General features: G+C 41.2%; 25 protein-coding genes and 2 pseudogenes. 6 read left to right on the forward strand and 21 right to left on the reverse strand.

The genetic code is table 11. The features are described from left to right. Positions 1–12 precede the first annotated feature (12 nt). Entirely contained in the window at positions 13–1,026 is a 1,014-nt protein-coding gene (hemB, locus tag ACP69Y_RS08905) for a porphobilinogen synthase (protein WP_425917988.1), read from the forward strand. Positions 1,027–1,044: 18 nt separating this feature from the next. Beyond that, positions 1,045–2,166: a glycine oxidase ThiO gene (gene thiO, locus ACP69Y_RS08910; RefSeq protein WP_425917990.1), complete on the forward strand. Its 1,122-nt coding sequence runs from the start codon at positions 1,045–1,047 to the stop codon at positions 2,164–2,166. Here the strand turns inward: thiO and ACP69Y_RS08915 are convergent. The 4 genes from ACP69Y_RS08915 to ACP69Y_RS08930 all read right to left on the reverse strand — a co-directional run bounded on the left by ACP69Y_RS08915 (position 2,152) and on the right by ACP69Y_RS08930 (position 5,418). Further along, complete coding sequence (locus tag ACP69Y_RS08915; RefSeq protein WP_425917992.1) at positions 2,152–3,060, reverse strand: TIGR01777 family oxidoreductase; 909 nt, start codon at positions 3,058–3,060, stop codon at positions 2,152–2,154. The two genes, thiO and ACP69Y_RS08915, sit on opposite strands and share 15 nt — an antisense overlap. Before the next feature lie 72 nt (positions 3,061–3,132). Continuing rightward, on the reverse strand, positions 3,133–3,570 hold the full coding sequence (locus tag ACP69Y_RS08920) for an ABZJ_00895 family protein (RefSeq protein ID WP_425917994.1): 438 nt from the start codon (positions 3,568–3,570) through the stop codon (positions 3,133–3,135). A gap of 392 nt (positions 3,571–3,962) precedes the next feature. Continuing rightward, a complete protein-coding gene (locus ACP69Y_RS08925; protein WP_425917996.1) occupies positions 3,963–4,586 on the reverse strand; it encodes a LysE family translocator in 624 nt (207 codons plus the stop codon). Positions 4,587–5,226: 640 nt separating this feature from the next. Next, complete coding sequence (locus ACP69Y_RS08930; protein WP_425917998.1) at positions 5,227–5,418, reverse strand: NF038215 family lipoprotein; 192 nt, start codon at positions 5,416–5,418, stop codon at positions 5,227–5,229. Positions 5,419–5,700: 282 nt separating this feature from the next. Here ACP69Y_RS08930 and ACP69Y_RS08935 point away from each other — a divergent pair, with 282 nt between their 5' ends. Next, positions 5,701–6,570: a 1-aminocyclopropane-1-carboxylate deaminase/D-cysteine desulfhydrase gene (locus tag ACP69Y_RS08935; RefSeq protein WP_425917999.1), complete on the forward strand. Its 870-nt coding sequence runs from the start codon at positions 5,701–5,703 to the stop codon at positions 6,568–6,570. Between the two features lie 67 nt (positions 6,571–6,637). Then, positions 6,638–7,837 carry an NAD(P)/FAD-dependent oxidoreductase gene (locus ACP69Y_RS08940; RefSeq protein ID WP_425918188.1) on the forward strand — a complete coding sequence of 400 codons (1,200 nt, stop codon included), beginning with the start codon at positions 6,638–6,640 and terminating at the stop codon, positions 7,835–7,837. 22 nt (positions 7,838–7,859) lie between these two features. Here ACP69Y_RS08940 and ACP69Y_RS08945 read toward each other — a convergent pair whose 3' ends face one another. The 7 genes and pseudogenes from ACP69Y_RS08945 to ACP69Y_RS08975 form a co-directional block, all read right to left on the reverse strand. Continuing rightward, complete coding sequence (locus ACP69Y_RS08945; RefSeq protein WP_425918000.1) at positions 7,860–8,015, reverse strand: hypothetical protein; 156 nt, start codon at positions 8,013–8,015, stop codon at positions 7,860–7,862. 139 nt (positions 8,016–8,154) lie between these two features. Continuing rightward, complete coding sequence (locus ACP69Y_RS08950) at positions 8,155–8,331, reverse strand: hypothetical protein (protein WP_425918002.1); 177 nt, start codon at positions 8,329–8,331, stop codon at positions 8,155–8,157. Between the two features lie 73 nt (positions 8,332–8,404). Further along, positions 8,405–10,342: a mechanosensitive ion channel gene (locus ACP69Y_RS08955; RefSeq protein WP_425918004.1), complete on the reverse strand. Its 1,938-nt coding sequence runs from the start codon at positions 10,340–10,342 to the stop codon at positions 8,405–8,407. 227 nt (positions 10,343–10,569) lie between these two features. Further along, positions 10,570–10,917 (reverse strand): hypothetical protein, encoded by a 348-nt coding sequence (locus ACP69Y_RS08960; RefSeq protein WP_425918006.1) that lies wholly within the window; start codon positions 10,915–10,917, stop codon positions 10,570–10,572. A gap of 119 nt (positions 10,918–11,036) precedes the next feature. Continuing rightward, positions 11,037–11,825 (reverse strand): annotated as a pseudogene (locus tag ACP69Y_RS08965) (ethanolamine ammonia-lyase light chain EutC). A gap of 144 nt (positions 11,826–11,969) precedes the next feature. Next, positions 11,970–12,791 (reverse strand): annotated as a pseudogene (eutB, locus tag ACP69Y_RS08970) (ethanolamine ammonia-lyase subunit EutB). Between the two features lie 34 nt (positions 12,792–12,825). Next, on the reverse strand, positions 12,826–13,029 hold the full coding sequence (locus ACP69Y_RS08975; protein ID WP_425918008.1) for a hypothetical protein: 204 nt from the start codon (positions 13,027–13,029) through the stop codon (positions 12,826–12,828). A 217-nt stretch (positions 13,030–13,246) separates the two neighbouring features. On the opposite strand from ACP69Y_RS08975, the gene ACP69Y_RS08980 reads away from it, so the two are divergent. Then, complete coding sequence (locus ACP69Y_RS08980) at positions 13,247–13,669, forward strand: hypothetical protein (RefSeq protein WP_131214207.1); 423 nt, start codon at positions 13,247–13,249, stop codon at positions 13,667–13,669. Between the two features lie 238 nt (positions 13,670–13,907). On the opposite strand, the gene ACP69Y_RS08985 is transcribed toward ACP69Y_RS08980, so the two are convergent. Then, positions 13,908–14,669, reverse strand: coding sequence for a ferredoxin--NADP reductase (locus tag ACP69Y_RS08985; protein WP_425918010.1), 762 nt, complete (start codon positions 14,667–14,669; stop codon positions 13,908–13,910). Between the two features lie 85 nt (positions 14,670–14,754). On the opposite strand from ACP69Y_RS08985, the gene gigC reads away from it, so the two are divergent. Continuing rightward, positions 14,755–15,639, forward strand: coding sequence for a LysR family transcriptional regulator GigC (gene gigC, locus ACP69Y_RS08990; protein WP_425918012.1), 885 nt, complete (start codon positions 14,755–14,757; stop codon positions 15,637–15,639). Positions 15,640–15,679: 40 nt separating this feature from the next. On the opposite strand, the gene ACP69Y_RS08995 is transcribed toward gigC, so the two are convergent. From ACP69Y_RS08995 to nuoI, 9 genes are all read right to left on the reverse strand, one after another. After that, a complete protein-coding gene (locus tag ACP69Y_RS08995) occupies positions 15,680–16,402 on the reverse strand; it encodes a cold shock domain-containing protein (protein ID WP_425918014.1) in 723 nt (240 codons plus the stop codon). A gap of 124 nt (positions 16,403–16,526) precedes the next feature. Further along, the gene (locus tag ACP69Y_RS09000; protein ID WP_067726417.1) at positions 16,527–16,823 is read right to left on the reverse strand and encodes a cold shock domain-containing protein; all 297 of its coding nucleotides are present in this window, start codon (positions 16,821–16,823) and stop codon (positions 16,527–16,529) included. Positions 16,824–16,908: 85 nt separating this feature from the next. Beyond that, positions 16,909–17,544, reverse strand: coding sequence for a uracil phosphoribosyltransferase (gene upp / locus ACP69Y_RS09005; protein ID WP_425918016.1), 636 nt, complete (start codon positions 17,542–17,544; stop codon positions 16,909–16,911). 121 nt (positions 17,545–17,665) lie between these two features. Continuing rightward, positions 17,666–19,159 carry an NADH-quinone oxidoreductase subunit NuoN gene (gene nuoN, locus ACP69Y_RS09010; RefSeq protein WP_425918018.1) on the reverse strand — a complete coding sequence of 498 codons (1,494 nt, stop codon included), beginning with the start codon at positions 19,157–19,159 and terminating at the stop codon, positions 17,666–17,668. Between the two features lie 3 nt (positions 19,160–19,162). Then, positions 19,163–20,767: an NADH-quinone oxidoreductase subunit M gene (nuoM, locus tag ACP69Y_RS09015; protein ID WP_425918189.1), complete on the reverse strand. Its 1,605-nt coding sequence runs from the start codon at positions 20,765–20,767 to the stop codon at positions 19,163–19,165. A 7-nt stretch (positions 20,768–20,774) separates the two neighbouring features. Continuing rightward, complete coding sequence (gene nuoL, locus ACP69Y_RS09020) at positions 20,775–22,664, reverse strand: NADH-quinone oxidoreductase subunit L (protein ID WP_425918020.1); 1,890 nt, start codon at positions 22,662–22,664, stop codon at positions 20,775–20,777. Next, entirely contained in the window at positions 22,661–22,969 is a 309-nt protein-coding gene (nuoK, locus tag ACP69Y_RS09025) for an NADH-quinone oxidoreductase subunit NuoK (RefSeq protein WP_425918022.1), read from the reverse strand. The genes nuoL and nuoK overlap by 4 nt, the downstream gene beginning before the upstream one ends. Further along, on the reverse strand, positions 22,969–23,487 hold the full coding sequence (nuoJ, locus tag ACP69Y_RS09030; RefSeq protein WP_425918190.1) for an NADH-quinone oxidoreductase subunit J: 519 nt from the start codon (positions 23,485–23,487) through the stop codon (positions 22,969–22,971). Before nuoJ ends, nuoK begins: the two co-directional genes overlap by 1 nt. Then, a complete protein-coding gene (nuoI, locus tag ACP69Y_RS09035) occupies positions 23,487–24,029 on the reverse strand; it encodes an NADH-quinone oxidoreductase subunit NuoI (RefSeq protein WP_425918024.1) in 543 nt (180 codons plus the stop codon). The genes nuoJ and nuoI overlap by 1 nt, the downstream gene beginning before the upstream one ends. Positions 24,030–24,038: the final 9 nt, after the last annotated feature.

The raw sequence follows: 24,038 nt of genomic DNA on the forward strand, positions 1-24,038 counted from the left end.
ATTGAGATTGTTATGACTTATACGTTCAATCGCCCTGCATTTCCTGCCACTCGTATGCGCCGAATTCGAAAAAATGACAAATTACGGTCTATGGTACGTGAAACCCAGTTGACGACCGATCATCTCATTTACCCAGTATTCGTACTTCCGGGACAAAATCAGACTCAAGATATTCCAAACATGCCGAAGGTTCAGCGACTTTCTGCTGATCTACTGTTGAAAAAATCAGAACACCTGCTTGAGTTGGGAGTTTCTAAACTCGCTTTATTCCCGGTAACACCACAAGAAGATAAAAGCCTAACTGCGGAAGCCGCCTGGCATGAAGATGGCTTGGTTCAAAACACCATTCGCCTGCTGAAAAAAGAATTGCCGGAAATGGTGCTGATCACTGACGGCGCACTTGATCCTTATACGACTCATGGTCAAGACGGCATTATTGATGACAGCGGTTATGTTTTAAATGAAGAAACGGTTGAATGCCTGATTAAACAGGCTTTAAGTCATGCTGAAGCCGGGGCAGATGTGGTTGCGCCAAGTGACATGATGGATGGCCGTATTGGTGCGATTCGTACTGCGCTTGAAGCGAATGGGCATATCTATACCAGTATCATGGCATACTCGGCTAAATATGCGTCTAGCTTCTACGGTCCTTTCCGTGATGCCGTGGGTTCATCCAGCAACCTCAAAGGTGGCAACAAATACAATTACCAGATGGATATCGGCAACCGCGCTGAAGCGCTGCATGAAATTGCACTGGATATTCAGGAAGGTGCAGACATGGTGATCGTAAAACCGGGTATGCCTTATCTCGATATCGTGCGTGAAGTGAAAGATACTTTTGGTGTGCCTACTTTTGTTTATCAAGTCAGCGGTGAATACGCAATGCTGGCCGGTGCCATTCAAAATGGCTGGTTATCAGACGATGTGATTATTGAATCCCTGATGAGCTGCCGCCGTGCCGGTGCAGATGGCATCTGGACTTATTTCGCTGAAGAAGCTGCGCTTAAACTTAAAGACATGAAATAAGGAATAGTGGTTTAAGCGATGAAAGTTGCCATTATTGGAGCAGGCATTAGCGGTCTATTGTCTGCTTTAGAGCTTGTAGAACAGGGATGTTCCGTCATCATTTTCGACCAGCAACACGCTGGCAAAGCGGCCTCCTGGGCCGGTGGTGGCATCCTTTCTCCGATGTATCCATGGCGCTATCCGCGCGCGGTGAATCAACTGGCGCAACACGGTAAATCGCTGTATTTGGAATGGAATAAGAAATTAGAACCGGTCACAGGCATTGATTTTGAAATTCATAATACCGGCATGCTCATTTTGGATAAAAGCGATTTTGATATCGGCCTGCGCTATGCCAAGCAATTTGATGAACCGATGCAGCAATGCCAACTTCTACAACAGCCCCAACTGCAGCAGATCAATCCGCATATTTCGGCGCAGTTTAGCCAAGCGCTTTATTTTTCGCAGTTGTCCAATGTGCGTAATCCACGCCTGCTCAAATCCATCATCAGTTATTTAAAACAGCATCCGCGCGTACAGTTCTATGAAAATATCTGGGTGGATCATTTTCATATTCAACAGCAGCGCGTGACCTCTCTTCAGACCCAATCCGGTCAACAGATTCAGGCCGACCAGATCGTCATTGCAACGGGTGCATGGTCCGCGCACTGGTCACAACAATTGAATATGAACATTCCAGTCAACCCCGTTCAGGGACAAATGCTGCTGTTTAAAACACCTGAACAGTGGTTGCCGACCATCTGTATGAATAAGGTAATGTACCTGATTCCGCGTCAGGACGGGCATGTAGTCTGTGGTTCCAGTATGGATGAACTGGGTTTTGAACATCGGCCTAATATTCAAACCCAACAGCATATTTACAAAGCCTGTCTGGAAATGGTGCCGGAACTTGAACAGTTTCCAATTGTGAAACAATGGGCAGGACTCAGACCAAGTTCACCTACTGGTGTGCCCTATATCGGGAAAATGCCAGATCTTGATAATCTATGGGCCAACTTCGGACATTTCCGTAATGGTCTTTGTATGGGGCCTGCCTCGGCACGTTTATTACGACAGCTAATACTTGAGCAACCCACATTTGTAGATCCTGCCGCTTTTAGTACGCAGAGATTAAAATCTGAAGCTTTAGCTTCTCGCTAGAATATCGGCCAAAGCCAGTTTTAAAGTAGGATATTTAAACTCGAATCCTAGCTCCTGCAGTGCTTTCGGTTGTACATATTGACCGTTCAAAACCAGTTGCGCTTGCTCGCCCAGCATTCCCTTTAAAACAAAAGCCGGTAAACAGAATAAAGGTTTACGTTTAAGTTGTTGTGCAGCGGTTTGAGCAAATTGTCCTTGGGTCATTTTTTCTGGGCAGACCACATTAAAAATTTGTGTGCTGGTTTCTTTTGACATTAGAAATTCAATCGCGCGCAGCACATCCTGAATATGTACCCATACCACCGGTTGCCGACCATGTCCGATACGTCCTACCATATTCAGTTTAATCGGCAACAGTATGCGTGGAAGAATGCCGCCCTTCTTTGCAAACACAATTCCGAAGCGCACAATTTTGGTATTTTGTTGCTGAAAACTTAATGCCGCCTGTTCCCATAACTGACACAGTTCCGACATAAAAATAGATTGTGGCGCAGACTGTTCGGTACAAATGGTTGACCATTGTTCAGTCGCATCGATACCGTAATAGCCCACTGCAGAACCGGAGATTATACGTTTCGGAAAAATCTGTCTTTTTTCTAAGTATCTGTAAAGCTGGTGGGTGACTTCAACCCGACTCTGAATGAGTTGCTGCTTTCTCTGTGCTGTCCAGCGCGCTTGGCCAATATTTTCACCAGCCAGGTTAATCACATAATCAATCCGATCTGTTTTAAGGTCCTCTAGACTCTGAACCCATGTGAGATCGGGATGATTAGAAATCTTATTTTTCTGACGTGTCAGCCCAATCACTGCATAATCACGCGACAATAAATAAGGCAGTAGATGCGAACCAATAAAACCACTTGCACCCGTCACCAGCACGTTTTCTTTTAGCATTCGACCACCTCACTTGAGTATTCCTATCTATAAAATAGGCTTATTTTCAGTTCAAGCGTATCGCAATTTATCTTAGCCAAGCATTTTTTTTGCCATACGCTGGGCTTGTTGACCGTAGAACCAAAAGCTGATGAGATAAAATGGAATCATAAAAATGAGTAAGCGTGAGATAAGCAGCAATTGAAACTCACTTTGTGAGACAAAATTCCACCATAATTCAAAAATATTGGGCTGGCTAAAATTGAAGATCAGCTGTCCAAAAATAGCAAAAATATAGTTATATAAAAAGAAAATCAAAACAAAAATTAAACTGAATCTGTTACGTTCGGTTTGGGTCGGTGCGTGTTGTTCGTGACGAATAAATTTAAACAATACCAAAATCATCGCAATTAAATAAGGAAACGCTGTTAATACTTGACCCACTACATTTGGTAAAAAACCGGCAATAATCCCTGCGAGTAGAGTAAATAAAATTAAATATATAAAAAACCTTAAGAAATATTTACTCATTAGATTATTTTGACTACCAAATTTACGATAAGGACTCCTATTATAAAAAAAAATGAATTTTTTTTCATTTTATTGTCAACCAATCTGTAATCCTCTGCGTTATATAGGGTAAGAAGTTCATAAACCCGTTAATTTGTACCGGCATCCACAATATTTTCGGCGAACTTTTACTAAAGCAATAAACTTGGTTTCAAATTTTAGTGCGGAACAGCAGCCCAAGCTAAAACTTGCAACAAATTTTTTGACCGACGATTTCAACATCACTCGAATCGTCGGTCTTTTATTTTGTATGAGTTTTTTAGAGATACATTTGAAGGGCTAGCTTAACCAAATACTTAAGATATCATTCAGCTATAATTATAAAATGATCTCATGTATTTATGATGAGAAAACTATTTCATTCCAAAGATTAACTTCAAACCAAGCAACGTCATCACTCCACCGGCAATACGGTCGAAAATAGCTTTAAATTTTAAATATACACGGCGTGGTTTTTCTGCTGACAAGGCAACCGCGACCAATGAACACCAACCGGCATCAATAAAGAAACATAGAATTGGCAATACAAAATAATAATAGCCTGGAATTTCTTTAGGCAAGAGTGCAGTAAAAATACTAGCCAGCACAATCGCAATTTTCGGATTTGAAAGTTGGGTGATGAGTCCGGTACTAAAGGCCCGGCGCAGTGACATTTGAGAGCTTGTATCATTATTGCTTTCGATGGGGTCTTTGGCATGTTTAATAATTTTGGCAGCCAACCACAGCAAATATAAACCGCCACATATTTTTAAAGCCAAATACGCTGACGGCACCGCCAACAAAAATGCCTGTAATCCAAGCACTGCCAATAAACCAAAAATGGCCGCTCCAGTACCTGTACCTAAAGCGGTAAACAGGCCGTGTTTTCGTGAAATGGCTATTGAATTTTTAGCGACGTAAATCGATGTCGGTCCAGGACTCATCGCGCCTAACATAAGAGCAAAGGCAATTGAGCCCAAAATCCAAAATGATTCCACCTGAAATGCCTTTATAAATTAATTTCATGCTAATTCTACAATTTAAAAAATCGAATATCTCGCTATTTTTCTCAGACTTTTTGCAATTTCGCCGAATAATTCACTAAAATTTTATTCAATCAAGAATTAAAATATTCTATAAGCCGAATAAGACGATTATTTATTTAAAAACAGATGAAATGAGTACAAGTACTTCTGCTGAAAGTTATTCATAAAATCAACTTGTAGCATAACTAAATCTAGCACCAGCTACAGGCTCAGCAAGGCAGAATCCTTAGAAGATTCAAACCTATTGAATAAAGCAGTTTTGATACTGAATACTAAACGGCATGCCCTCATTTAGCTCAATCATCCTAGCAATCCGCAAAAACTAGGGTTGAGTTTTAAGACTGAAAATTAAACCAAGAGCCTCAACAGGTTATTAGAAAGGAAAATTACAGATCCAATTATTTAATGGGCAACTGGATCTCATCTAAAGTTTTAGGGGGCAAACCCTCTACAATGTTGGATATCAAATCAGTACAAGCTATTTTATTATAGGGAGTGTAGTTTTAAATAAGATAAACAGTTTGCAAGAACTAAGATATCTAGTTCAAATTTTCGCAAATCTGAAATAAACACCTAAATCTTTTTCAATCTCTTACTGTTGCACCACCGGTTTTATTTCACGGGCGTTGAGCTGTGAGAGACGATAATCATGGTCATGCACGGGCATACCGCCAATAATCATGGTACGAACTTCGGCTTTTGGCTTGTTGTAATCATCTTTTGCATCACAAGCTGTTAGCAACAACAGTAAGCAAACAGATAAACCCACGGATAGCTTTTTCATCACATATCCTCTTTTTTTCATAGTTGTTATATTTTCTAGCTTAGCACCAATGTATGTTTTTTAATCATTTATTTGTGTTTTTAATTCAGTTACTTAAGGTATTTTTACAAATCAGTACAGAGCGTAAAATTTATTTCAATCATCTTACTTTATAAAATTGAACGCCTTTACCCTGACATGTCTTTAGCAATCACCGTAGATCCCCCTATTAAGCAAATAATATAGCTAAAAATAAAAATCTTTTGCGTACAATACATTTGAATATTCAGGGATCATGATGAAATGTTTGATCAGATTGCGCAGTCAGTAGCGTACCAAAAGCTTAATATTGAAGCCCCTGTGACTTTGACCATTAAGCGTTTAGATCAAATTCATCCGCAAATTTCCGGCAATAAATTTTTTAAACTGAAATACAACTTTCTTGAAGCGCAAAAACAAGGCTTGCATCAAGTGCTAACCTTTGGCGGGGCTTATTCCAATCATATTGCTGCAACGGCGTATGCAACACATCTGTTTGGCTTCAAAAGCATAGGTATTATTCGTGGTGAAGAACTGGCAACAAAACCATTGAATCCGACTTTAGCCACAGCGCAGCAGTTTGGCATGCAACTGCATTTTGTTTCGCGTGAACAGTATCGGCAAAAAGATCAACCTGAATACCTGGGTAAATTGATCCAGCAATTTCCTGAACATTTTATTATTCCCGAAGGTGGCACCAATCCGCTTGCCATTCAAGGCTGCAAAGAAATTCTGAATACAAAAGACCTGCAAAATTACGATGTAATCTGCTGTGCCGTCGGTACAGGCGGAACCCTTTCAGGAATCATTGAAGCAAGTTCAGAGCATCAAAAGGTTGTTGGTTTTTCAGCGTTAAAAGGTGATTTTTTACAGCGCGATGTACAGCAATGGACGACCAAGAAAAACTGGAAAATTACTGATTTTTATTGCTGTGGAGGCTATGCCAAAACCACGCCAGAGCTTTTACAATTTATGCAGTCTTTTGAAGTCGAGCACAAGATTCTTTTAGAGCAAGTCTATACCGCTAAAATGATGATGGGCTTATTTGATTTAATTGAACAAAATTACTTTTCCCGAGATACACGAATTTTGGTGATTCATAGTGGCGGTTTACAAGGTCGCCAAACGGGCTAAGATCAATCCTGAAATTGCCGCTAAAATTGTCTATAATGCCCTGCTTTTATCTCCCGTGAGTTGTTCCATGTCTACAAATCAGTACGATGTCATTGTTTTAGGTGCAGGTGCATCAGGTCTGATGTTGGCATATATGGCTGCACAACGTGGTCGTAAAGTTTTGGTCATGGAAAAAGCCAACAAAGTGGGTAAAAAAATTCTGATGTCCGGGGGCGGTAAATGTAACTTTACCAATCTGTATGTCGAACCTGAAAACTTTATTTCTCATAATCCGCACTTCGTGATTTCAGCTTTGACTCGTTATACCAATTGGGACTTTATTGGCTTGGTTTGCGAACACGGGATTGAATACGAAGAGCGCAAACATGGTCAGCTTTTTACTTTAAATGGCGCTAAAGAAATTTTAGCTATGCTGTTGGCTGAATGCGATAAAACAGGTTTAGTCGATATTAAAACCAACTGTGAAGTGAAAGCAGTGACACAGATTGATGATCAAGGTTTTCAAGTGGCAACTTCTGTTGGCTATTTTGAAGCTGAATCAGTAGTCGTCGCAACGGGTGGTTTATCCGTTCCTACCCTCGGGGGCTCAGGCATTGGGTATGAGATTGCTAAACAGTTTGGGCATCATATCCATCCCACCCGTGCAGGCTTGGTGCCCTTTACCTTTTCTGACCAATTCAAAGAGGTCACGACCCGTTTAAGCGGTAATGCGGTAGATGCGACCCTCTCCAATAATTTGAACAGTTTTACCGAAGCCCTGCTGTTTACCCATCGCGGTTTAAGCGGGCCAAGTTCTTTGCAACTTTCTAACTATTGGGAGGTCGGTCAAAGCTTTAAGATTAACTTTCTGCCTTATGTCGACCTGGTTGATTTCTTTAAATCGAAAAAAACGAGTCAACCAAAAGTCTTACTGCGGACTTTGTTAAATGAGTATCTTCCTAAAAGTGTGGTACTGGAATTACAAACACTCATCTGGGCTGAATCAGCAGGTACGGCGATTGGTAATTTGAGTGATGAAAAGTTGGAACAGATTGCAGCGCGCTTGCATGCTTTTGAGGTAAAACCCTCAGGAACCGAAGGTTATCGCACAGCTGAAGTGACTTTGGGCGGTGTAGATACCACAGAAGTTTCATCCAAGACCATGGAAAGTAAAAAGCAAAAAGGCATTTACTTTGTCGGTGAAGTGTTGGATGTATCCGGTCATTTAGGTGGTTATAATTTTCAATGGGCATGGGCATCTGCACATGCCGCATCACAATATGTTTAACTAGATAGACATTCTAAGCCAATTATTCTAAATAATCTGTAGATAATAAACGAACAGATTTAGCCTGCTGTAAGCGAGCAATTGCGATGTCCATGTTCGCGATTGCTTGTGCTTCAGATGAAGTTTCAGCAATACTTAATATAGTTCTAAATGACTTAAAAAAATTATTTAATAGCATGGTTCTCTCTCCTTTATTATTACTATTCATATATCCTAATATGATTCTCACCATTTCATACACATTTATCTAAATGCTTATATTATATAAAATAGTTAATTTATAAGTAGCACAAAAAGCCAAGAAAAACGATTATTTTTTAGCTATTTTCATTACCATCTTCTTGTGATTGATCTACTGAATAAGCAGGTTTTACCGGTTCACCTGTTTGCTTTGGTTTAGCAAAAACGAACCTATAGGCACTGACAAAGAATCCTGCAGTAATTCCTGCAATCACAATTGGTGCGATAAAGCTATTCGGACGTTTTTTTGACATTCTTATCTCCTTTTAATGATTAAATTAAAAATCGGCCACATCACTGTAGCCGACTTTATCTCAATTTGACCGATTACTTATTGTCATCGTTAAGGTTAGGTTTTTTGTCAGTATGAATATCAACTTTTGACTCTGATTCACCCGTTGATCCAAATGGATTATTTTTTGGCGGCTGTTGAGGGTCAATGCGTACAGAATCTGGAACTGCTTGATCCGTACTCGTTATATCGTCTTGGGGTGCAGTCGTAAGTGACGCAGGTGTCGGATTAGACAAACTGTTTTGTACTTGAGAACCATCCCCGTCTTGATTGGATAATGGGAATCGACTCTCTGTTGCAGGTTTTGTCAGATCAGAGGTTGCCGGAGACGTGCCTCCATTCATTCCCAATTCAGAAGATTTATCCACTGAAGGATCAAACCCTTTAGCTACGCCGCCATGTTCAGTAAATGCTTGCGCAGCATGGGCAGAGATTGAGTCAGAACTTAAGGTGGAAGTCATGAGATCGGCATTGTCCTGATGTAAAGGATTAGGTTCCTTCGCATCTTTCTTACATTTATCAATTAAATCTGTTAATACGCGTTCAGCTGGCTGACGGCCGCCTAAACCAAAGGCTAGTGCAAATGCCACCGCAACTGCGCCCAAAGTTAAACCAAAGGCAAGGTTGACAATAGAATCGGCAATACCCATTGCGCGTAAACCCATGGCAATCACTAAGCCCATAATCAGGATACGAACCAAGTTTGCCAACCAGCGTGAACTGTTGTATTCACCACGTCCGATTACTTTTGCAACAATGTTTGCTAACCAGAAACCGATCATCAAGATGACAGCACCGAGTAAAATATTGGCACCGAACTGGATAAACATCGAAATCAGCACACTGACCTGTTCAAAACCAAGTCGGTTGGCGGCTTCCGATACTGCAAATAGCATGGTAAAGAAGACAATCATATATCCCACAATCGTAGATACTTTAGTTGTCCCTAAAAAACGTTGTGCATCCATTTTGGCAGGTAATTCATCGACACCTGTTCCAGCCAATACGTCAACCACCAAATTAGCTACGAAGCGCGAAACTACATAAGCTAAAATCAGAATTAGACCGGCCGCAATAATATGCGGGATGGCATTCATAATTTCATACAACATCGCAGTTGCGGGCTGTGAAATTGCAGTAATCCCTAAAGCTTCAAATGCAATAATGAGGGAAGTAATAATAATGACAGCGAAAACAAAAGAGCCTAATACTTTTGGTAAATTGGAATGTTTTAAGAAACCAATTTTTTGTGTTTCATGCTGTAAATTTAAACTACCGACTAAACCTTCGATAATACCGCGTACAATTTTTGCCAGAATATAACCAACAAAAACAATAACAACAGCAATAAAGATATTAGGTAAGTAAGAAACAACTTCACTCACCATATTTTGTATTGGGAATAACAGACCGTTCAAACCTAAAATAGACAATACAATTGGAAGGAATAACAATAATATTAGCCAATAGACAATATCACTAATATTTTTACTGATTGGGCTCACGCCGACATCGGCACTCAGTTTTTCATCTAGCTGAGTACGATCCAGCAGTTTTTGCATGCCCGCTTTAACCAGAGTGGCTACAATCCAGCCAACAAAACCAACAGCCACGGCAGCTAAAAGTTGTGGAATAAACAACAGGAATTGCTGAATCATATTGCTAAATGGTCCACTCACACTGGTGAGATTGAGCACATTTAATGCACCTATGATCGCAATGATCATCACTATCCAGAACACGATGCGAGATACAATACTTTCAATATTTGCGCGATGTCCGGTTGTACTTGAAAGTCTTTGATTTGTTCCTAGTTTTTCTAAAAGTTTTTTAATTCCTGCTGCAATAATAAGAGCAAGAATCCAACCAATCAATAAAATAGCGACAGCAGCTAGAATAGGATGAAATTGATTCCAATAATACATGGCATCAAATTCTCCCCCTCTAGGGCCTCCAGAAAAATATTCATTCATATTGTGATTTCCTCTTGTTATTACTTATTGAAGTCGAAGGCGTAGGAATTGCACTGTTATTTGAGTGACTTATACCTAATATTATGATGTTGAAAATAACCTTAGATTTAGCGTGTTTTTTATTCAATACAAATCAGCATAAATACAACAAAAGCGCACATTACATTGCAAAAAAGCCCTAATCTTTGCAGATTAAGGCTTTAAATCATTACAATAAAGTTTTTGTTTTAATTGCCATTACTTCGTCCAACCCCCACATTGTCAGCAGCATTCTTAATTGCATCACTTTCACCGGCTTCTGTTGCCGTATCTACATCAGTGGCTACTGCCTCATCAGTTGCGGTCGCTGTTCCAGTATTTGGGGTGGTATTGTTCGGTGTGGCTGTTTCAGCTGAAGGATTAGGATGTCCAGGAGGTGCATCTTTCGTATCCGGCTCGTTATCCGCAAACATATAAGCCAGTAAAGCAATAAAAAACACACCCACAAGAATTAAAATATAAACAGGTAGACGTTTTTTCTGATTCTTTTCTTCCGGGGTGGTTACATGAGGCGGTTTATTAAAATCATGTGGCATATAGTCCTCTGCTCTATCTTGTTTTCATATTTTTATACTAGCAATATCCACAATTTAGTTATGTGTAAAAGCATAGTGACATGGTGAATACATGTAAACTTGGCTTAAATACTGTCAAATTAGAAAATATGTTTTAAATTGGAAGAAGTAAGGGTCTCAACCACCATTTCATGTTCATCTTTAGGGTGCATGCCTGAAAATTGTAGTTGGCGAGACTTCCTCATCAGTGCCATTAAATGCTGAATCGACATCAATTCAGATAAACCGGCAAGGACGTACATTTGAAATGCAATTGCGTTTGGCATCAGCACAGCCTTAATATGCATTCCAAATGTAATAAATTCCCATACTGTCTGGTGAACTTAAACCAGTACGCTCACCAATCAGCATGACCCGTATTTTGGCTTGCAGAATTTTTGCAACTTCATTACCCAGTGCTACATGGCTACCTGTGGTCATCACTAGCGATGCAACATTAAGACAAGACTGATATAAAGCGCAATAAAATGCAGCGCATTATCTTCAATGGCACGTGCCGACAAGCCTTCACCCACCACAGTCACAGCAGTCACAGCAGTCACAGCAGCGTATTCAGTTTGATGTTGCTGCCGATAATGTTGTAATAATGCTCTAGATGAATCTAACAGTACTCGACCTAAGTCCAGACATTTCAAATAACTACCTTTATCCACTACACAACTGAAAATATCCAAAATATCAGTGTTTAATTTTGCCAATTGTTTTTCTAAGTTTTAAACATCGAGCTCTTTTAAAACCGCATCTTTGGCCTGCGCATGTGCCAGTTGAAACTGAAATGAAGGCGGAATCGGTTGATTTCCTCCTACTCGTCCTAAGGCAATTCGCGCATCAATAAACTGTTTCAGTTTCTCCCAAGCATTTTGCTTAATTTCGGGTCGAAACTGGACATCGGATTATGTTTTCATGATCCCCACTCATGACGGGATTAAACGGGAGAACTTTTCAGACAGTTGGCTCGGGCCTTTCCAGTTGTGTGCAATGCTGTTTCAAATTCCTTGTTACTCCAGCCAAGTCTAAAACTCGGGTACAGCTGGTAAACCTAAGAATTGACATATGCATAAAGCATCGTAAAAAGAGGTAGTTTGATCATTCAGCATCACATCATCTAAACCAGAAATATCCATAATGAGGTTAATAATCCTGACATTGGCCAGTAAGATGAGCAGCACCTCCCTATCATCCTGATCGGCATCTGCGTGATTGGTATAGCAAATATCGTAGCCCATCAGTAGGCCCAACAATTTGCCATAGAAGTGATCTGCCGGCTCTGCCCGAATAATCTGTTTGCCCTTATATAAATATTCCGGGCCAAAAAAACCACCATGGTATTAACCCAGAAAAGGATGATGTTTTCACGTCACGGCATACGCTCTAGCTTCCATAGTTTATTGATCTACACCATAATGAGCATTATTGAACAAAGCACTGCCTTGCCCAGTTTCAAAATACATCACGTTCTGTCCAAACGTTCCGCATTTTAAACTTAAAGCGGCTTCGTACCCTTCTTAAAAAAAGCTTAAGTCAATGCCAAAAGCCCTATTGGCGGCTTGTAAACCGGCAATCGATTGAAACATTGAATCGACTGGAATATTTTTATTGACCCGCTGTATTCCTGAACTGATATGGGTTAATACGCAAGACTGGGTCGGAATTTCATAATCCTGAATAATCTGATCCAGTAACTTTAGCAGTTCTGAAAGATTCAGTAGATTATTGGTGGCCGGATTAATACCTATCACGGCATCACCATTGCCATTGCCATTGCCATACATCAAACCATCTAAAATACTGGCGGAAATACAAAGTAAATCTTCGGTTGTAATCGGGTTGATAATCGCTCCTCCAAATCCCTGGTGTTACAAACTGGTGTTACGAAATTGAGTAATCACCCTTCATTTTTTGGCGACTAAAATTAAATCCTGATTGTGCATAATCTTGCTCACTGCAGCCACCATTTTTGGCAAAAGCAGCCAACCGACTGCTCCTTTTTTTAATTGACGTTGGGCAAAATAGTCTTCTGTCACGTTCCCCGCTATCGGGGGCATTTTTTATTACAGTTTTAATGTCTGACATATGTACCTCTTATTCTATTTTTTGAAATAAAAAGATTTACGCATACGCCATACCAATTTTAAATTTGGTAAAAAAGCTGTTTAATCGACTGTTGTAGTAAAATAAATACCGAGTATTTTTATCTTTAATCTTAAATAAAGATGAATTTGGGTTTAGGTGCTGAAAGGCTTAAAATGAGCTATAATTGTGCACCTTGTTTTTCATGCTGCTTAACTTTATGGCGTATCGACAGAAATCTGTAACGCTTGATTTGGACACTGATGTCACTCATCAATGTTGCTTGCATTACACACGTGATGAACATCTCATTGGGATTATTGAATTTAATAAACCCAGTTACGTGCTTAAATGGGGTGATCTGGAATATTTCCGTCGTCGTACCGAAGAGTTTTCAGTGATGCCATTCCCTGAATGTATTAACGCGATGGTGATTGATATTCGTAATATCGCACCTTTTTTAGACAATGAAGTACCGATCATTCCTTGGCGTTTATTGGAAGAAGAGTGCCCAATTCGTTTGGTGGTTCCACAAGATCGTCTTGAACATTATTCAGGCCTGTTTGAACCGACTTGGCTTACCGCGGACGTTGAAACCGCGATCCAAGAAATTCGCGAATATATTGATATGTTTGTACATTAATTAGAATGATTTGATTTAAATATCCCTCATTAAAGAGGGATTTTTTTATGGCCTGAAGGAAAAGTTCAGAAAGAATTTCTAGTTTCCTCTCCTTTTAGGAGATGAGCAGTACTATTGCGCAAGGCAGAGGGACTATTTTAATAGATTGTCCTCACCCGCGCCCTCTCTTGTACTTCGATTTAAAAGCAATGCTTTAAATCTTGCTCAGGGAGAGAGAGTAAAATAATTTTCGTACCTTTTACCAATAATTTTCGACTGCAATATTTCCTTCACCACGGCGGTTCATGATCAAACCACGTGCCTTTAAGGCTTCTTTGGTGTCTTCGACCATTTGCGGATTACCACACAACATTACGTGACTGGTTTCAATATTTAATTTCAACCCTACTGCTTTTTCTAATTCCCCATTTTCAATTAGCACCGGTAAGCGGTCATGTAATGCTGCATTGGGATCACGGGTGATAATTGGAACGAACTTAAACCCGCTATGCCCTTCACCAAAAGTTGCTGAAATTTCTTGAATACGCTCGACATAAGCCAGTTCGGCTGCAGTTCTTACGCTATAGATCAAATGAATATTTTTATATTTAGTCCAGGTTTCAAAGTCTTGCAGCATGGATAAAAATGGCGCCAAGCCTGTCCCTGTTCCCAATAACCATAAGTCTTGCGGTAAAGGAAGCTGATAACGGGCAAGGGTTAAGAAACCATACGGTGTTTTTTCCAAATACAGTTCATCACCAACTTGTAAATGTTGCAAATTTGATGTGAATGCCCCATCTGGCACCACAATTGAAAAGAATTCCAAAGTTTCATCAAAAGGTGATGACACCACAGAATAAGCTCGAACTACGATCTCATCTCCCACTTTCAGTCCAATACGCGCGAACTGCCCGGCGGTAAATTTGAAATGTGCAGGTCGTGTCAGGGTAAAACTGAATAAGGTATTGGTCCAACGGTGTACAGATAAGACTTTTTCTAAGCTAAATTTTTCAATTGACATGATTTCAACGTGGCATGAAAGACTATGCTCATGGTAGCATGACCACATAATTTATTAATATTTTTTAAATGTTAAGGCTCTATTCATGCGCATGACTTTACGCCAGTTGGCTGTTTTTGTAGCAGTCGCCCAAGAAGGCACAGTAACCAAAGCCAGTGATGCCGTAAAACTCACCCAAAGTGCTGCAAGTATGGCTTTAGCCGATTTGGAAGATGGCTTAGGTGCTCCGCTGTTCGATCGCTTGGGTAAACGTCTACAATTGAATGATTTAGGTCGTTATCTCTTGCCACAGGCATTAGAAATTTTAGGTCGTTGTGATGCATTCGAGCAGGCAGCCAAAGGCGAGCTACAAAGTATCGACTTGCGCTTAGGGGCAACGCTAACGATTTCGGACTACTTAATGCCTGATTTAATGGCAGATTTCCTTCAAATTCAGCCACAAGCGCATTTGCAGCTTCAAGTCGGCAATACCCGCCAAATGATTGAAGCTGTGAATCAGTTTCAGCTGGATTTAGCTTTAATTGAAGGTTCATGTCACCTACCGCAGTTGCAATGTATTCATTGGCGTGATGATGAACTTGCAGTGTGTTGTTCACCAAATCATCCACTGGCGCAGCTTGAACGGGCATTAACCCCTACTGACTTTGAGGCGGCAGGCGTAGAATGGATTTTACGTGAAGAAGGTTCAGGTACACGTGAAGTCTTTGATAATGCGATTCTCAAAGATTTACCGGATGCCAATATCCGTCTGACCCTCGGTCATAATGAAGCGATTCTTAAAATTGTAGCTGGTGGTATTGGAATGTCTTGTATTTCTAAACTCGCGATTGAGCCTTTGCTTGAAAAAGGCAAGCTGGTCATTTTAGAAACTCCGTTCTGGCAACTGACGCGTCCATTGTTCATGTTAGTCCATCGTCAGAAGTACCAAGGTCCGGGTCTAAAAGCCTTTATGAAATTCTGCGAAAAATAATTCATTGCATAATCTATAAAAGCGCCCAAAGGTGCTTTTTTTAACGTCCGAATTGGCGCTCGCAAGGTTCACCATCATTATTACCGTCCATTTGAGTTCCCGGACAGTTCCTTAAAAAGAAGACTGCTTCTTCATAAGAGCCCATTTGTGAGCAATGTGTACGCCCATCACAAGAAAATTTTGTAGTTGCCACTGAAGCTTGAGTCGGTGCTGCAACGTTTATTACTTCGGTTCTCAATGATTGGCTAGATGGGTTGTCTAGATGTCTTTGTCCTTGTTCTGAAAGTACTCGATCTGGCAAATTACCTAAAGCTTTACGCTGCTGTTCCACAATCTGTGCCTGTTCTTGTATCAACTGTTGTGTTTTCAATTGCTTGACCTGTTTATAATCTTGATATTTGTTATAAACCAATACGGCTAGCACAGAAATAATAATCAGCCCAATAATCGTGAAAATACGACCTTTACCGCTACGTTCATTAAACCGAGGGGGAGCACTGTTACTCGTATAAGAGTTTTGTTGTGGCTGAGCTTCTAAATCTGCAGTGTTCTGCTTTAAGTCCAAACGAACAATCTGATCGGCTTTGAATTTTCCATTATCTTCGACAATTCGAAACTTTAACTTTTCCCCTATTTTAGGTTCGACACTTTTATTGGGAAAATCCTTGATATGAAAAAATAAATCTTTCGACTCCCCCTGCATGCTAATAAATCCGAAGCCACGCTTTACGATATAGCTTTTAACTTTCCCCTCAACAAACATAAGTCACTCTTATTGTTTAAATCTTATGTCGGGAATTGTAATAAAAAAAAGCGCCTAAATGGCGCTTTTTAATGAATATTTTAATCATCTAAATAAAACAATTAGATGACGCAAATTTATTCAATCAACGCTTGAAGTTTGATAACAACGCCGTTGAAATGGCTTCATTATGTTCCAATATTTTTTTCTGTTTGGTTTTAGCTGGATTTGGATCAACACGCTCAATACGTGTTGCTTTCATCTTCTCGCCATTTTCTTCAAGCACAAATTTTACTTTTTCATTGCGTTTTGGCTCAACCTCTGTGGCTGTGGCAAAATCTGAGATATGGAAAAATATATCTTCGCCTGCCATTGAAATAAAACCGAATCCTTTTTCAGGATTGTATTTGAATACTTTACCGAATCTATATTCTAATTTCATGAACTTTACTCTAATCTGTAAACGCTATTACTACAGTATATAAAAAAGAGGCTTTAAAAGCCTCCTTTCTGATCAAATTCAAAAATTAGTCTTTTTGAACTGAACCAAAGATTTTATCGCCAGCATCGCCAAGGCCCGGAACGATATAACCATGTTCATTCAGACCATCATCAATAGATGCAGTGAAAATAATGACATCAGGATGAGCCGCTTCAACACGTTTAATCCCTTCAGGGGCCGCAACCAAAACCATGACACGGATATCTTTACAGCCGCTTGCTTTCAATACATCAATAGCTGCAACCAGTGATGAACCTGTGGCTAACATTGGATCGATAATCATCGCAAGACGGTTTTGAACGTCGGGTACTAATTTTTTATAGTAAGTACGTGCTTCTAAAGTTTTTTCATCACGCTCTAAACCTAATACCGATACTTTGGCACTTGGAATCAGGTTTAAGAAACCATCTAGCATGCCAATACCGGCACGTAAAATTGGTACAACGGTAATTTTTTTACCGACAATACGATCTACTGTGACCTTTCCATTCCAACCATCAATTTCATGGTCACATACTGGTAAATCTTTGGTTGCTTCATAAGTCAGAAGCATGGTGACTTCTTGTGCTAATTCACGGAAGTTTTTTGTACTAATGTCTGCACGGCGTAGCAAACCAAGTTTATGTCGAATGAGCGGATGACGGATTTCATGAATAGCCACGGGAGAACACCTAAAAGATGAGATAAAATTTCTCCTATTATAAATGCTTTTTATACTTCTTATAAACCAAAAGCCCCCTAAGTAAGGAGGCTTTTTAATTAAAACTAATCGTTTTTTTAGATTACTGCTGAGAAAGCATGAAATGCAGTGGAGATAAAATCTCTGCTTGAAGCGCTAACTTGATGATTGGGTCTGGATAAACACCAATCACCAATACCGCTAATGCCGCAGCAAGTACCATAAGACCACCAACTTTTTGACCCCAATGTTTATCAGCATCAATACGTGGCGTATCTGGCGGTGTCATGTACATGACCACCATCACACGGAGGTAATAATACAAACCAATACCCGAACCCACGATGATCATTGCAGCAAGGAACCAATGTTGCGTAGTTACCGCAGCCATCACCACCAAGAACTTACCAATGAAGCCCGCAGTTAAAGGAATACCGGCAAGAGACAACATCATTACAGTCAAAGTTGCTGTCAGTACTGGACGACGCCAGAACAAACCACGGTAATCCGCCAAACTTTCTGCTTCATTATCGTTGTTGTACGGGCTCGACATTAACGCGACTACACCGAATGCACCAATTGTGGTTAACACATAAGTAATCACATAAACCGTTACATTACCGAGGCTTGCGTACGTCATGCTGATTAAACCAATCAGCAAATAACCAAAGTGGGCAATTGAAGAGTAACCCAGGATACGTTTCAAGTTGACTTGACGTACCGCAAGGAAGTTACCTACTAAGATTGAAAGCACCGCAACAATCGTGATGATGGTTACGATAGAATCAATCAGGATTGCCCCTGAAGTCAGCAAATAACGTACGAACAGACCAATGGTTGCAACTTTCGCAACAGTCGCAAGGAAGGTTGCGATTGGCGCTGGCGCACCTGCATAAACGTCTGGTGTCCATTTGTGGAATGGCGCAAGAGACAATTTAAATGCAACAGCACAGATGATTAAGCCTAGACCTAAAATCACCATCGGTTGCTGGATCGCTTGCATTAATGCTTGGACATTGTCATAGAAAGACAATGAACCGGTATACGCATAGATATAAGCCATACCCATCAACAACATTGCAGACGCAGTTGCTGAAAGAACCAGATATTTAATACCTGCTTCTAAAGAGCGTGAACGTTGATGCGTATATGCCAACAGACCGTATACAGGAATCGACATTAACTCAAGGCTAATGAAGAAAGATGCATAATGCGAGCTTGCCACCATGAGCATTGCACCCGCGACCGAGCATAACATCAAGATATACAGTTCTTCACGGTTATCTTTGTAGTTTTCAATATAAGCGTGAGACAAGGTACAGCAAGCAAGAGCCGCAATAATAATCACCAATTGATAAAGCATGCTAAATGGATCAACCATAAACATGCCCATCACGTTCGAAGGTGCAAAAGCACCACCGAACATAGCGAATAGAATATATAGCCCAGCGAGGTTTAGGCCTACTACAGATGCTGTTGCAATTAAATTATGGTTACGTTTAATTGCAACAAGAAGCATCACAACGATCGCAGTTAAAGCCACGATCATCACAGGAGCTAATGGCATGAGCTCAGAAAATGACATTGTGAAGTTCATGGCTTATTGGATCTCCACATTTTGTTGAGATACGACCTGTTGAGTCGCATCGACAACGTCTTGAACTGGGATATAGCTGTTTGCTAACCACGCCATACTTGAATTTGAAATATCAAGGAAGCTCTGTGGGTAGATACCAAGCCATAATAGAGCAACGGCACAAACCAGCAGAATAACAATCTCACGTGAATTTAAGTCTTTCAGCGGATTAGTATAATGTTGTTTTTGCTCTTCGTTTGGTGTACCAAACATTGCTTTGTGGATGAGGATTAAGCCATAAAGACCTGCCAGCACCAGGCTGATTGCTGCCAAAATGGTAAAGGTTGGGAATTTTTGGAATGAACCCATCAAAATCAGGAATTCACCAATAAAGTTACCCAGACCTGGAATACCCACAAGGGCTGCAACAAAGAACATCAAGAAAAATGGCAGGTATTGGAACTGACCACGAATACCGCCCATTTTACGCAAGTCACGGGTATGTAAACGCTCATACACCTGACCACACATAATGAACAATGCAGCAGATGAAATACCATGTGCCAGCATCATGATCATTAAGCCCTGGAACGTTAAGATATTACCTGCGTAAAGTGCAAGTAACACAAAGCCCATGTGCGAAATAGAGGTGTAAGCCAGTAAACGCTTCATATCGGTTTGCTGGAAAGCACACCAAGCGCCGTAGAACACACCAATTAAACCGAAGATGATCGCGATGTCTGCAAACTGTGCAGAAGCCGCCGGGAAGAATGGAATAACGAAACGAAGTAGACCGTATGCAGCTGTCTTAATCAAGATCCCCGCCAAGTCGACAGAACCTGCTGTCGGTGCCTGAGCATGCGCATCTGGTAACCAGCCGTGCAATGGGAACACTGGAAGTTTTACAGCGAAACCAATAAACATACAAAGCATCAAGGCATAAGCCACTGATGGTAACTGTGCATCAAGCGTATTCGCCACACCTAGCAAGTAGTTGTAATCGAATCCAATCATGCCTGTCATCATGTAACCGTAAACCACAAGGCCTAGGATACCGATCAGCATGATTAAACCTGCGACTTGGGTATAGATGAAGAACTTGGTTGCTGCGTATACACGTGATTTATTGTCTGCGCCCTTATGACCCCATAACGCAATCAAGAAGTAGATTGGTACAAGCATCATCTCCCAGAAGAAGAAGAACAGGAACAGGTCAATCGCAATGAATACACCGATTACCCCACCCAAAGACCATAAAAGGTTTAAGTGGAAGAAGCCAACGTTCTTTTGAATCTCACCCCATGAACATCCAACTGCAAGTACACCGAGTAATGCAGTCAAGCCCACCATAAGAAGTGAAAGACCATCCACCGCCAAGTGAATGTTAATGCCGAGGGTTTGAATCCAAGGCAGCATGAATTCAGCAGCCCAAGTCGGAACTTTAGCGCCTAATTCATAGTTAAAAGTACCCGATTGCCAAAGTAAAACGGTTAAGCCCAAAGTGATGAGCATACCGATCAAGGCAATATAACGTGGCAATTTGTCATCGAACTTGTCGACTAACCAACAAATAAAACCTGCAATGAACGGTACCAAGATCAGCGCGGGTAAAATCCAGTTGTTTGTGATTTCCATCTTATTTCCCCACTACCTGAATCACGATCAAGATCATCAGTAACACCACTACACCGAGTGACATACTTGATGCGTATTCACGCAATGAACCTGTTTGACGTGAGCTTGTGAAGCTATGGCCACCTTTAACAATGGCAGGAAGCACTAACCACAAACCATCAATTGGATCACGACCTAAAATTTTCGCGATAAGCAAATATGGTTTTACAAATACGATGTTATACAACGCATCAAAACCAAGTGCATTACGGCAAATATTGACCAGACCGGCACCGAATGAAGTTTCAGCAAAGGCTTTAACGGCCTTGTAAGCAAAGGCAAACAAGATCACGCCAACCACAAGCCCTGCAAGTGCAATACCGACTGCTGTATATTCAGCACCGTGTACACCTGTTTCAAGTGCTTCAGGAATAATAAACGCTGGAATTTTCGCAGAATTTAAAATTGCTTCTACTGGTGCTTTTAAGAAGTAAGCCAAACCTGTTGAAAGTACCGCCAAGATACCCAACGGAGCCCAATAAGTCGCGCCTTTGATTTCGTGATACGGTGTGTTTTCTTTACCAAAGAATACAACCCAGATTAAACGGAATGTATAAATAGACGTTAAGAATGCACCAGCAACACCCACCCAGTACAAGCTGTTATACACTGCAACACTTTGTCCCTGCGCCCAAACTGCACCAAGGATGGCATCTTTCGAGAAGAAGCCGATGGTCAAGAATGGAATGGCTGCCAAGGCACCGCCACCAATCGCGAAGCAGGCAAACAGGAATTTGTTATGTTTGAACAAGCCACCCATTTTGAAGATGTTTTGTTCGTGGTGGTAAGCCATAATCACCGCACCAGACGACAAGAATAATAATGCCTTGAAGAATGCGTGTGAAAGCATGTGGAATAAACCGGCTTGATACGCTTCAGCACCAACAGCCATAAACATATAACCGAGCTGACTCATGGTTGAGTAAGCCAAAATACGTTTGATGTCGGTTTGAACCAATGCAGCAAAACCAGCAACAATCAATGTGACAGCACCCGTGATCGAGATGAACATCATCACTTCAGGGGTCATTTCAAACACAGAGAACATACGGCAGCACAGGTAAATACCTGCAGTTACCATTGTTGCAGCATGGATTAATGCAGAAACAGGTGTAGGACCTGCCATCGCATCGGCGAGCCATGTCTGTAATGGAATTTGTGCAGATTTACCGGCAGCACCCAAGAACAACATTAAAGATGTCCAGATCGCAAGTGAATGATCACCCGCTAAAACTTGAGGTGCATTGGCAACGATTGTTCCGATATGCAAAGTACCAAATTGTTGGTAAAGCAAGAACAATGCGATCAGCAAGAATACGTCACCGATACGGGTTACGGTAAATGCTTTAATTGCTGCATAACCATTTTCAGGTTTTTGGTAGTAGTAACCAATCAGCAAGTATGAACATAGACCTACGCCTTCCCAACCCAAGAACAATAACGCTAAGTTATCGCCCAATACGAGAAGCAACATGCTCGCTACGAACAGGTTGAAATACGAGAAGAAACGCGCGAAGTCTTCATCACCACGCATGTACCATGATGCAAAGATGTGGATTAAGAAACCCACACCCGTCACCATGCCCATCATCAGTAATGATAAACCGTCTAGATGCAAGCTCATGCCCGGCGCTAAACCACCGACGTTGAACCAGGTCCAAAGATGTTGAACTTGGGCAACTGAGCCATTTGCGACAAAGCCCATACCGGCAATCAGTGCAAATAAAGCAGAAAGGCCGACTGAACCCACCCCAATAATTGCTGCTATATTTTCAGGAAGCTTGTTACGCCCCGCCGCTAAAAGGATAAAACCAATGAGCGGAAATAATACTGTTAAATATAAATAACTCATCCGCGCATCTCACTAGCAGCATCCACATCCAAATGATGGAAGCGATGGTAGAACTGAAGGACGATCGCAAGACCAATACACGCCTCTGCAGCAGCAAGGGTTAAAATCAGGATGAACATGACTTGTCCATCTGGCTGTAACCATGCGCTACCTGCTAGAACAAACGCAAGTGCAGCTGCGTTCATCATCACTTCAAGGCTCATTAACATAAATAATAGGTTGCGTCGCACCATTACACCGTAGAAACCGAGTGCAAAAAGAATGGTTGCAACGATCAAACCATGTTCTAAAGGGATGTTGCCCATTATTCTTTTTCCTTTTCTGCACTTGGTTCACGTTTACCTAAATGGAATGCTGCAACCAGGGCTGCAAGCAATAACATCGCGGCAACTTCTACCAATAGTAAGTAGTGAGTAAAGAGGGCTGTACCAACAGCTTTAGGTCCAATCACTTCTGTGCCCATGACAGGACCAGATGTTGTGTAATCCGAACCGAGCATCCAGACAAGTACCAGCCCCATCAGGAAACTCATCATTGCAGGATATGCCCATGCAGATGAAGTGAGCCACTTACGTTCCTGATCAACCGTATGTTGACCCAGATTTAGCATCATCACCACAAACACGAACAAAACCATGATTGCGCCGGCATAAACAATAATTTCCAGCGCACCAGCAAATGGTGCACCCACGATCATGAACATCCCTGCTACAGCAAGCAATGACACGATCAGGCTTAATAAAGCATGGACAGGATTCGCGTTGGTCACAACACGAATCGTAGAGACAATGGCCACAAGTGCCATCAAATAAAATGGCCACATCATGGTAATAAGCTCCGTACGTCAACAGGCGCGCTTTCGCGTTGTGCTTGACCTTTATCTTTACCTGTTACAGCCATACCGGCTACGCGGTAGAAATTGTAATCAGGATATTTACCAGGACCTGAAATGAGCAAGTTTTCTTTCTCATAGACCAAGTCTTGACGGACATATTCGCCTAATTCGAAATCTGGTGTCATTTGAATTGCAGTCGTTGGACATGCTTCTTCACACATACCGCAGAAAATACAACGAGAGAAGTTGATACGGAAGAACTCCGGATACCAGCGACCATCTTCTTTTTCAGCTTTTTGTAGTGAAATACAGCCCACTGGACATGCAACCGCACACAGGTTACATGCGACACAGCGCTCTTCGCCATCTGGGTCACGTGTCAATACAATACGACCACGAAAACGCGGCGGAACAATTTGTTCACCTGGAACTTCTGGATATAAAATGGTGTCACGTTTACGTGTCACGTGGCTGAACACCATCCACAATGAACGTACGATTGACCCGAATCCAGCTAGAATTTTATACATTTTGTACTC

This window comes from Acinetobacter sp. TSRC1-2 (genome assembly GCF_049895885.1).
In the GTDB taxonomy this organism is placed as follows: domain Bacteria; phylum Pseudomonadota; class Gammaproteobacteria; order Pseudomonadales; family Moraxellaceae; genus Acinetobacter.

What these genes read in the sequence shown, in the direction of transcription:
- hemB (WP_425917988.1), top strand. Translation starts at nt 13, where the DNA reads ATGACTTATACGTTCAATCGCCCTGCATTTCCTGCCACTCGTATGCGC.
- thiO (WP_425917990.1), top strand. Translation starts at nt 1,045, where the DNA reads ATGAAAGTTGCCATTATTGGAGCAGGCATTAGCGGTCTATTGTCTGCT.
- ACP69Y_RS08915 (WP_425917992.1), bottom strand. Translation starts at nt 3,060, where the DNA reads ATGCTAAAAGAAAACGTGCTGGTGACGGGTGCAAGTGGTTTTATTGGT.
- ACP69Y_RS08920 (WP_425917994.1), bottom strand. Translation starts at nt 3,570, where the DNA reads ATGAGTAAATATTTCTTAAGGTTTTTTATATATTTAATTTTATTTACT.
- ACP69Y_RS08930 (WP_425917998.1), bottom strand. Translation starts at nt 5,418, where the DNA reads ATGAAAAAGCTATCCGTGGGTTTATCTGTTTGCTTACTGTTGTTGCTA.
- ACP69Y_RS08935 (WP_425917999.1), top strand. Translation starts at nt 5,701, where the DNA reads ATGTTTGATCAGATTGCGCAGTCAGTAGCGTACCAAAAGCTTAATATT.
- ACP69Y_RS08940 (WP_425918188.1), top strand. Translation starts at nt 6,638, where the DNA reads ATGTCTACAAATCAGTACGATGTCATTGTTTTAGGTGCAGGTGCATCA.
- ACP69Y_RS08945 (WP_425918000.1), bottom strand. Translation starts at nt 8,015, where the DNA reads ATGCTATTAAATAATTTTTTTAAGTCATTTAGAACTATATTAAGTATT.
- ACP69Y_RS08950 (WP_425918002.1), bottom strand. Translation starts at nt 8,331, where the DNA reads ATGTCAAAAAAACGTCCGAATAGCTTTATCGCACCAATTGTGATTGCA.
- ACP69Y_RS08955 (WP_425918004.1), bottom strand. Translation starts at nt 10,342, where the DNA reads ATGAATGAATATTTTTCTGGAGGCCCTAGAGGGGGAGAATTTGATGCC.
- ACP69Y_RS08960 (WP_425918006.1), bottom strand. Translation starts at nt 10,917, where the DNA reads ATGCCACATGATTTTAATAAACCGCCTCATGTAACCACCCCGGAAGAA.
- ACP69Y_RS08975 (WP_425918008.1), bottom strand. Translation starts at nt 13,029, where the DNA reads ATGTCAGACATTAAAACTGTAATAAAAAATGCCCCCGATAGCGGGGAA.
- ACP69Y_RS08980 (WP_131214207.1), top strand. Translation starts at nt 13,247, where the DNA reads ATGGCGTATCGACAGAAATCTGTAACGCTTGATTTGGACACTGATGTC.
- ACP69Y_RS08985 (WP_425918010.1), bottom strand. Translation starts at nt 14,669, where the DNA reads ATGTCAATTGAAAAATTTAGCTTAGAAAAAGTCTTATCTGTACACCGT.
- gigC (WP_425918012.1), top strand. Translation starts at nt 14,755, where the DNA reads ATGCGCATGACTTTACGCCAGTTGGCTGTTTTTGTAGCAGTCGCCCAA.
- ACP69Y_RS08995 (WP_425918014.1), bottom strand. Translation starts at nt 16,402, where the DNA reads ATGTTTGTTGAGGGGAAAGTTAAAAGCTATATCGTAAAGCGTGGCTTC.
- ACP69Y_RS09000 (WP_067726417.1), bottom strand. Translation starts at nt 16,823, where the DNA reads ATGAAATTAGAATATAGATTCGGTAAAGTATTCAAATACAATCCTGAA.
- nuoN (WP_425918018.1), bottom strand. Translation starts at nt 19,159, where the DNA reads ATGAACTTCACAATGTCATTTTCTGAGCTCATGCCATTAGCTCCTGTG.
- nuoL (WP_425918020.1), bottom strand. Translation starts at nt 22,664, where the DNA reads ATGAGTTATTTATATTTAACAGTATTATTTCCGCTCATTGGTTTTATC.
- nuoK (WP_425918022.1), bottom strand. Translation starts at nt 22,969, where the DNA reads ATGGGCAACATCCCTTTAGAACATGGTTTGATCGTTGCAACCATTCTT.
- nuoJ (WP_425918190.1), bottom strand. Translation starts at nt 23,487, where the DNA reads ATGTGGCCATTTTATTTGATGGCACTTGTGGCCATTGTCTCTACGATT.
- nuoI (WP_425918024.1), bottom strand. Translation starts at nt 24,029, where the DNA reads ATGTATAAAATTCTAGCTGGATTCGGGTCAATCGTACGTTCATTGTGG.